Annotated in this window: 7 protein-coding genes; all 7 read right to left on the bottom strand. The window is 51.1% G+C overall.

All coding sequences use genetic code 11. The features are described 5' to 3' along the window. Positions 1–322: 322 nt before the first annotated feature. Positions 323–1,147, bottom strand: a complete 825-nt coding sequence (locus HPY90_RS14370; RefSeq protein WP_353733683.1) for a DUF6602 domain-containing protein — start codon at positions 1,145–1,147, stop codon at positions 323–325. A gap of 245 nt (positions 1,148–1,392) precedes the next feature. Next, complete coding sequence (locus HPY90_RS14365) at positions 1,393–1,551, bottom strand: hypothetical protein (protein WP_287195519.1); 159 nt, start codon at positions 1,549–1,551, stop codon at positions 1,393–1,395. An 11-nt stretch (positions 1,552–1,562) separates the two neighbouring features. Continuing rightward, the gene (locus tag HPY90_RS14360; RefSeq protein ID WP_287195517.1) at positions 1,563–3,020 is read right to left on the bottom strand and encodes an AAA domain-containing protein; all 1,458 of its coding nucleotides are present in this window, start codon (positions 3,018–3,020) and stop codon (positions 1,563–1,565) included. A 27-nt stretch (positions 3,021–3,047) separates the two neighbouring features. After that, the gene (locus HPY90_RS14355; RefSeq protein ID WP_287195515.1) at positions 3,048–3,404 is read right to left on the bottom strand and encodes a hypothetical protein; all 357 of its coding nucleotides are present in this window, start codon (positions 3,402–3,404) and stop codon (positions 3,048–3,050) included. Positions 3,405–3,444: 40 nt separating this feature from the next. Further along, positions 3,445–4,815 carry an AAA domain-containing protein gene (locus HPY90_RS14350; protein ID WP_287195513.1) on the bottom strand — a complete coding sequence of 457 codons (1,371 nt, stop codon included), beginning with the start codon at positions 4,813–4,815 and terminating at the stop codon, positions 3,445–3,447. A gap of 175 nt (positions 4,816–4,990) precedes the next feature. Then, positions 4,991–6,475 carry an HD domain-containing protein gene (locus tag HPY90_RS14345; RefSeq protein WP_287195511.1) on the bottom strand — a complete coding sequence of 495 codons (1,485 nt, stop codon included), beginning with the start codon at positions 6,473–6,475 and terminating at the stop codon, positions 4,991–4,993. 2 nt (positions 6,476–6,477) lie between these two features. Continuing rightward, positions 6,478–6,998 (bottom strand): hypothetical protein (locus HPY90_RS14340; RefSeq protein WP_287195509.1); only part of this gene is annotated, 521 nt, incomplete at its 5' end.

The following is a 6,998-nucleotide window of genomic DNA, read 5'->3' as shown; positions in this document are numbered from 1 at the left end:
CAGATGTAAAAGATCTGGCCGAGTCCGCTGGACACTATACTCTATCCAGATTCAACTACCCTGCCGGAAAGTCCCTTACATCAAAAAACGGCTCCTTTTGCCTATCCTCCAATAGACAAAAGAACCCCCTCCCCTTGTCTCCCTCCTCCTCTCCTGGCCTGATTATTTCTTCCCGATTTTTTTCCTGCTATTCCTGGGCTTCTCTTAACAGATCTTCCCTAATGAACACTTAATCAACCGCGACGACATCCCGCCCGAAATCTTTCAAAGCGCACAATGTCGTCTTCCTGAGAACCGTCCCCTTGTTTCTTGTTTTATTGTTTTAGAAGGATTTAGGCAATTCTTTATCCCCAAACTCTTTTGCCTCGCCGCTATTGAGGGGAATATACCAGCGGCGCCTGGTTTCCTTTCCCTTTTCAATAGGAAACCAGGCATACTGCATATCCCGTTGCATTCCAGGGGTGACATACCAGACCAAGTTGCTCAAAAAATAGGCTGGTGCAAGGTCTTTTAAATCGTAAGCATGCCAAACTGGACCCCTAACAGGACTGTTAGCCTCTATCCCATTTCTCCAAAAACGTATAAATTTACTGGCTCCTCCAGATATACAGTTAACAGCCCGTAACACATCTTGGTTAGCAGCGTCCCTACATGCTTCAAGAAGTACTTGATAGTCAAGGGAAATATCATCATAGATAAAAAGTCCAGACCAACAATTTTCGCCCTGGCAATTTTTTTTCTCATTGCGGATCCTTTGCGCATCTTCCCCAAGCTTTTTTAAGGCCTCTAAGAGTTCATCCCGAGAAGAAATTTTTGTTTTAACCTCGACTATGGCCTTTACTGCATCAGGCGTAACAATTACAAATTCACCATCTTTAAAAAGTGTTGGCCTTGATTTGGAAACAATCAATATATCAAGTTGCTTTGATGTTTGAGGAATACCGCTTTTATAGCATACAAATCCCTTGCCAACAAGAACGTTTTCAGGCAAATAGTTGCGGAGTGCTTTGCGAAGTACAGCCTCTTTATGTTCGCCATCGCTCTGCCAATGCGAGCTTCCTATTAGATCACGGACGCGGTTTTTAGTTGCCTCCAATTCCCTGGCTATAGATCGATGGTAACTAATTAAATTCCTTTCGATCGCCATCACAATCATCCCGCTCGATTATTAATCTCAAAGAAGTTCTTACCCCGGCCGGCCAGAACCTGGCCTGGTCTTGATCCTGACTTTTGCAAACTCTCTCAATAGCCTCAACCGATAAACCTTCTTCCGCCACAATCAGGGCAATCAGGGGCAATCAGGGGGACGGTTCTGCTGTTGGATCCAATCATGCAGGATTTTGTCTCGCTCCGGTTTTTCCATCCGGTGCAGGACACCAACAGGTCTGCCGCTTATTTTCTGACTTCGTGTTTCGCCGCCTGCCCCTGCCTGCACCTGCTCTTGCCTGCAGGCCCAAACATGAAAACCGTCCCTTTGTTTGCACTGTACTGGTCCAGGGATAACACCCATTCCATCTCCGGCAATAAATAGACAGTGACTGGAAAATTCATGCCGCACTTTTTCACCTCGCAGCCAGCAACTCCTTTACCTTACGGACACACTCGTCGAGGTTACGCTGGATCTCGCGGCCGGAGAACCGCACAACCTCCCATCCGGCGCGCCGCAGCCGTTCGTCGCGGAGAAAATCGGCGCGCAGGTCACGGTGGAAGGCCGCGCCGTCACATTCTACATCGAGTCGGCGCTCGCCGTCCACCACAGCCAGGTCTAGCTGGTATCCCCCGGCTTCTACGCCGGTCTGAACGTTAATCCCCGCTGCCACAAGTGCCTCAAACAGCCGCCGCTCTAGTGGCGACCGGAACCCGCCAGCTTCAAGATCCATAATGTACTGAGCCAAGTCGCGCAGAACTCCCGGCGAGGCCAGGCAGGCCCCCCGGTCACCTACGACGACGAGTTTGCGTCTTGCCCTGGTCACGGCCACATTTACCAGATTGGAATTGGACGCAAACGTCACGTGGTAGGTGGGCATCTCCCGGCTCACCACCGGCGAGAATATAATTATGTCCCGCTCATCACCCTGGAACCGGTGAGCCGTATCCACCACCAGAGAATCACCAAGATTCGGCAAGCGGCGGACTACTAAGTCTCGAATAACCTCCGCTTGGGCTCGATAAGGCGTTACCACACCAACGGAAAGACCTTGATCCCCAAATTGGCCACGCAGAGTCTCGAGCTGGTGGACCACGGCCTCAGCCTCCGGCAGGTTTACCACGCTCCTTCCGCGCGGCCCGCGCCGGAACTGACCTGGGATGTTGATCCACCGAACAGCAGGTCCGGGCTGCAACTGTGACTCGTCGGTCAGGACCAAAAGACGTGAGCCGTAAAAATGGTCGTTGGAGAAAGTAATGATCGCTGGGTGTGACCGAAAGTGTTGGTCAAGGAAAAGTGGTTTCTCCCCGACGCGAGCGGATGCCAGACCGAAGAGACTACGCGAACGATAGGAGAATACAAGGAGATCGTCCGGCGTCAGGCCGAATCGTCGGGCGAGATTTTCCTCTGCCGCTTCCCTTAGAGAAGTGATGTGGGTGAGCTGCTTCGGGTCGCCGATGATAAGCGCACGCCTGGCCCGGTACAACAGCGGAATCGCTGAGGGGATGTCACACTGTGAAGCTTCGTCAATTATGACCAGGTCAAAAAGCTCGGCCCTAAGAGGTAAGTTGGTACGCGCCGAGAGGTTAGTAACTCCCCAGACGGGGAAAATGTGCAACGCGTCCGGCACAAGCCGGAGGAGCCGCCTGATGGAGGCTTTCTGTCCGCTTGCGGCTTTCGCCAACCCCTCGGCAAGAGCCGATGCCGCAGCGCGTTTTTCCGGCAAGGTGCCCCCGATGAGCTTGCGCCAGGTTGCTTCAAACAACTGTCGGCCGGCCTCCAGGCGACGCGCGGACATTTCCATGAGCCGGTCATGAAGCTCCCACCGGTCGGGAAGGGAGGCCAGGTGTTTTCGCGTGGCCTCTATGCGCAAGCGTTGGGCATCAATATCGCGGGCTACCTAAGAAAGCCGCAAACATTCCTCAGCCGTTTTCTGTTCAGGATCCTTGGGTGTCGGTATGGCAGACCCAACGGACTGGGAGAGGCGGTCCCACGCTGCTGCCAACTCCTCTCTTGCGCGCTCCCAGCGACGCCTGGCCCAGGGCCAGAAGGGCCGGGGCCTGCTCGCAAATGGAAGCAAAGCAAGCACCTCCTTTGCCGCCGCCGCCACTTCGTACGGGTCGCCAAGCGCGAAGACCGCAACCGGGGCCGCGCGGTTCAACTCTTCGTAGCGAGCTTCCTCAGCGGCAAGCTCCGCCTCAACCTTTTCACGCTCACGCGCTACCTGGTAAATGGGAGACAGCTCCTTTTCGACCATACGCCAGGCGGTTATAGCCGATCCCAGTTCAGTTGGTCTTTCAGGACGGGCAAGCGCGCGTTGAATTTGTTAATGCTATATTGCCCCGGTACTTAGTCGTTCCTGCCCGAATAGGTACCGGTTCATCGCTTACTGCTGCCAGGCGCTCGAAGATCACGTCTACCGCCTGGTTGTTTTTTGAAGCGAAACATACTTTCTCTTCTCGCACAACAGCAGAGGCTACGGCGTTGACGATCAGCTGCGACTTGCCTGTCCCCGGCGGCCCTGTGACTACCGTCAGTGGTGCAGAGAAAGCCGAAGTAATGGCCCGGTCCTGCGTCAGGTTCGTAGGAATTATGGTGGGATGCGGCTCAGCAGGAGGCGGTGCCAGTGCCGGTATCGCGCCCATGAGGACACCAAGCGGCCCCCGGCGCAATTCATCTGCGGGCAACGTAGAAAGCTCCTCCAAGTCTTCGATCAAGTTCCTAATTATTGGCCCACGCTCTCCAGTGTAAATGATGCATGTATTTGAAACACCGTCCTTAAGCGGACCTAGATGTTCCGGGACGAGGCAGAAGTCGGGTTCTACAAGACCTTCTGCCATGAGTATGTTAAGCCAGGCTTCCATGCGAGCGCGGGCTGACGAGGCTGTCTGGATCTCTTCCAGTTCCTCAATTGCTTCCACGAACCCAACTCTCTCTTCTCGAGACATACCGAGCAATTCCAACGCAAATACGTTCAGTTCTGGCAACGAAGTCTCAGGAAGCACGCGGAGGATACCAGAAGCAGATCGCTCTATTTCCACGGGGACGTAGAAAAAAGGGCTGAGGACCTTGCTTGGCACACCGTTCCGATCCCTGTTACCTGCCACTACGGGATATCCCACGAAAACTTGCTCTGCCCGGCCGGCCAAAAGGCGGCGGCTCAACCACTGGGTTAGCTGCGGGTCCTCCGGGAGATCCGTCCACGTTGCCTCACCAGTTATAACGCGTTCTTCCCCGGCTTCCAACAGGACGAATTGCCGACCCCCATCGGCCAGCGCAAACTCCAGCTCTCGCATCTGTTCGGCTTCGAGGCAAGCAATATAAAACCGGAGAAGCCTTTGTTCAAGCGCAGTGGGCCGGTCGTCAAAGAGAAGGGTGGTCTCGCGAACGTGCAGTTCCACATTTCCATCGTAGAACTGTACTTCGCCCCGAACGCGGATCCGGTGTCCAGGCTGAGGGGCGCTGCGAGCCTGCCACCAAACACACCACACGGAGGCCCCGTCGCCCATGTGCAGCGGTGCTTTTACAAAAACTTCTCCCGACCTTGTTCGACGCACGGTCCATTCGCCAACCATTCCCTCAACAACTACCGTCTCGCCAACTCTCAACTCAGTTAGTGACGTGCCGGGTGGGGCCTTTTTTCCAGATTTGGACGGACCAATCATCATCATTGCCCTCCCCTAGCAACCTTTCAGTTTTTAAACTCTTCCGCCGTTTCGGGCAGCGGCCGGAAAAGGACTTCCCGCAACGCTTAAGCATCCGCATTTTCCGGGTTCCTCCCCGGCTGCTTCTTCAATCTTCCACTTCAAGCTCTTTCGCTTCGCTCCCGGGAGCAGTAAAAGGTCAAAGCAACATAGCCTCAGTTTCTTCTAACACTCTACCGCAAGCTGCTTTAGAAGTATTTAGGCAATACAACCTTAAGATAACAAGTTTCAGGGCTGCAAGATGGTGTATAACAGAATTTTGATCCTCAATGAGCAATTTGGCAGTTCCGTCCTTAGCAATTATCCTGGCGGCCTCCTTCTTATCCTCTTCCGATAGTGTCTCAGAAATATTGAGGTAGGGTGAGATGTTTTCGAAGGATAATGGTATCTCATGGTAAAATAGCCATTTAGGTTTTACGGAAGCCTTCTCAGCGACTGCAGTTAAGTGTTTATCCAGCAGCGTTCGGAATGAAATAAACTCCGGTGCATACCTGTTTTCGCTGGTACGGATCAGGCTTTTTACTTCTTTTATCATTTTCGGCCGCCGTCGTTTTAATAGCATTTCTGCAATTAAGCGAATCTGGCGATCCTTCCGCAAACGGGAGTCATGAAGCAAACGAAAGAAAAGGTGATCGTTAAACCTTAAAAACTTCGCAGTATTAATATTCTCCACTATATCATCATAATTTCTAAACCACTCGCCATCTAACATTTCATTTTTTGAAGCATAATACATTAAAGCCCTCGCTAAGATTTCAAAAGCAACTACCGTTTTATGAAAAATTACCTGCGAATAAAGGAAGTATCGAGCCGTCAAATAATGTTCGAGGACGTGTGTAGCTTTTTGAGAAACTCCTATCACTTTTACGGGATTGCCCTGTGTATCTTTTTCCTCGCCAATTTCAAGATGTCTAACAAGATAGTCAAAGTCTACCAAACCATAACGGACGCCTGTATGGGTTGCATCACGCAGTAAATAATCCAATCTATCGGCATCTAAGCTTGAATGCATCAACTGGTTGTAAATAATATTGTCCTCGTGCTCCCCGTTGATAATCTTTGCCAGTTCTACCGGATCAAATCTGTGCTTCTTGAGAATATTTGCAATCTTGTGATTGTGATGCCTTGTAATTATTGCTGCACCTACGCGCTCATGACTGACAGACTTGACGCGATACCTCCTGCCTGCTTTTGTTAAATCATTCTCATCAGAAACAGAACTCTTTTTTCGGATCACCTGCTCTTCTTCAAATTGTATGCGCATAAAAACAGCTTCTCCAACATGAGAAAGCGGGTAATGTCCAACATCATGCAAGAGAGAGGCCATACGAAGTTTTCTTACATCGTCCTCATTCAGGATGCCCTTTTGGTGTAAGAGTTCTGTTATTTTACCCATAATAAAAAGAACACCCAGAGAGTGGCTGAATCGGGTGTGCTCTGCGGTAGGAAATACATAACTCGAAAGACCTAACTGCCTAATTCTCCTTAACCGCTGAAATATCGGCGTGTTAATGACCTCCCACTCCGCTTCTGTAAGCGGTACAGCTCCATATACATTATCGTTTATGATGCGGGTAAATTTTTCGCTCATAAAGAAATAAACCGACCCGCCTTTCGTCGCCACGGTCATCCTTTAAGCAAGCCATAAGTTTTTAATAAACTCCACGCCTGGGCTATCTGCTCCTCCTCATACCATGGCTTCATCCCGCGCAATCTCGCGCTCACCCGGCCATACTCCTTATCTTCAGGGTTTTTAACATATGCGATTTGGGCCAGGTAATGTACGGAAGCCAACAACTCCAGCCATGATTCCTGGCTGAGCCCATCAGCCGGAGGTTGAGATATCATATCCCTAAAACGCGCCAGCTTTTCTCTGGCTTCGTTCGATAATTCGTAATCCTTTACGTACTCTTCAATTTCATCTCTATGCTTGTCTATTTCGAAGCCGTCAACAGTAAGCTCTGTACAGTAAGGGCCACGCAGATACCACTCAAAACGGTAGCCCAGATCAATTCCAAATAACTGCATGAGATATACCATCTTCTGGTACTTTAAGCGCTCCCTAAAGCTGGCCATACTGAATCCGCCAACTTCCTTAAGGCAAAGCTGCAAAGCTATTAGCTGTTCGTCCACTTTTTCCCCCTTCC

It is taken from the genome of Syntrophothermus sp. (genome assembly GCF_013314835.1).
Taxonomy (GTDB): domain Bacteria; phylum Bacillota; class Syntrophomonadia; order Syntrophomonadales; family Syntrophothermaceae; genus Syntrophothermus; species Syntrophothermus lipocalidus.
The sequence above is the reverse complement of the archived record's forward strand: the minus strand, read 5'-3'. Positions and strand labels throughout refer to the sequence as shown.

What these genes read in the sequence shown, in the direction of transcription:
- HPY90_RS14350 (WP_287195513.1), bottom strand. Translation starts at nt 4,815, where the DNA reads ATGATGATTGGTCCGTCCAAATCTGGAAAAAAGGCCCCACCCGGCACG.
- HPY90_RS14370 (WP_353733683.1), bottom strand. Translation starts at nt 1,147, where the DNA reads ATGGCGATCGAAAGGAATTTAATTAGTTACCATCGATCTATAGCCAGG.
- HPY90_RS14365 (WP_287195519.1), bottom strand. Translation starts at nt 1,551, where the DNA reads ATGAATTTTCCAGTCACTGTCTATTTATTGCCGGAGATGGAATGGGTG.
- HPY90_RS14355 (WP_287195515.1), bottom strand. Translation starts at nt 3,404, where the DNA reads ATGGTCGAAAAGGAGCTGTCTCCCATTTACCAGGTAGCGCGTGAGCGT.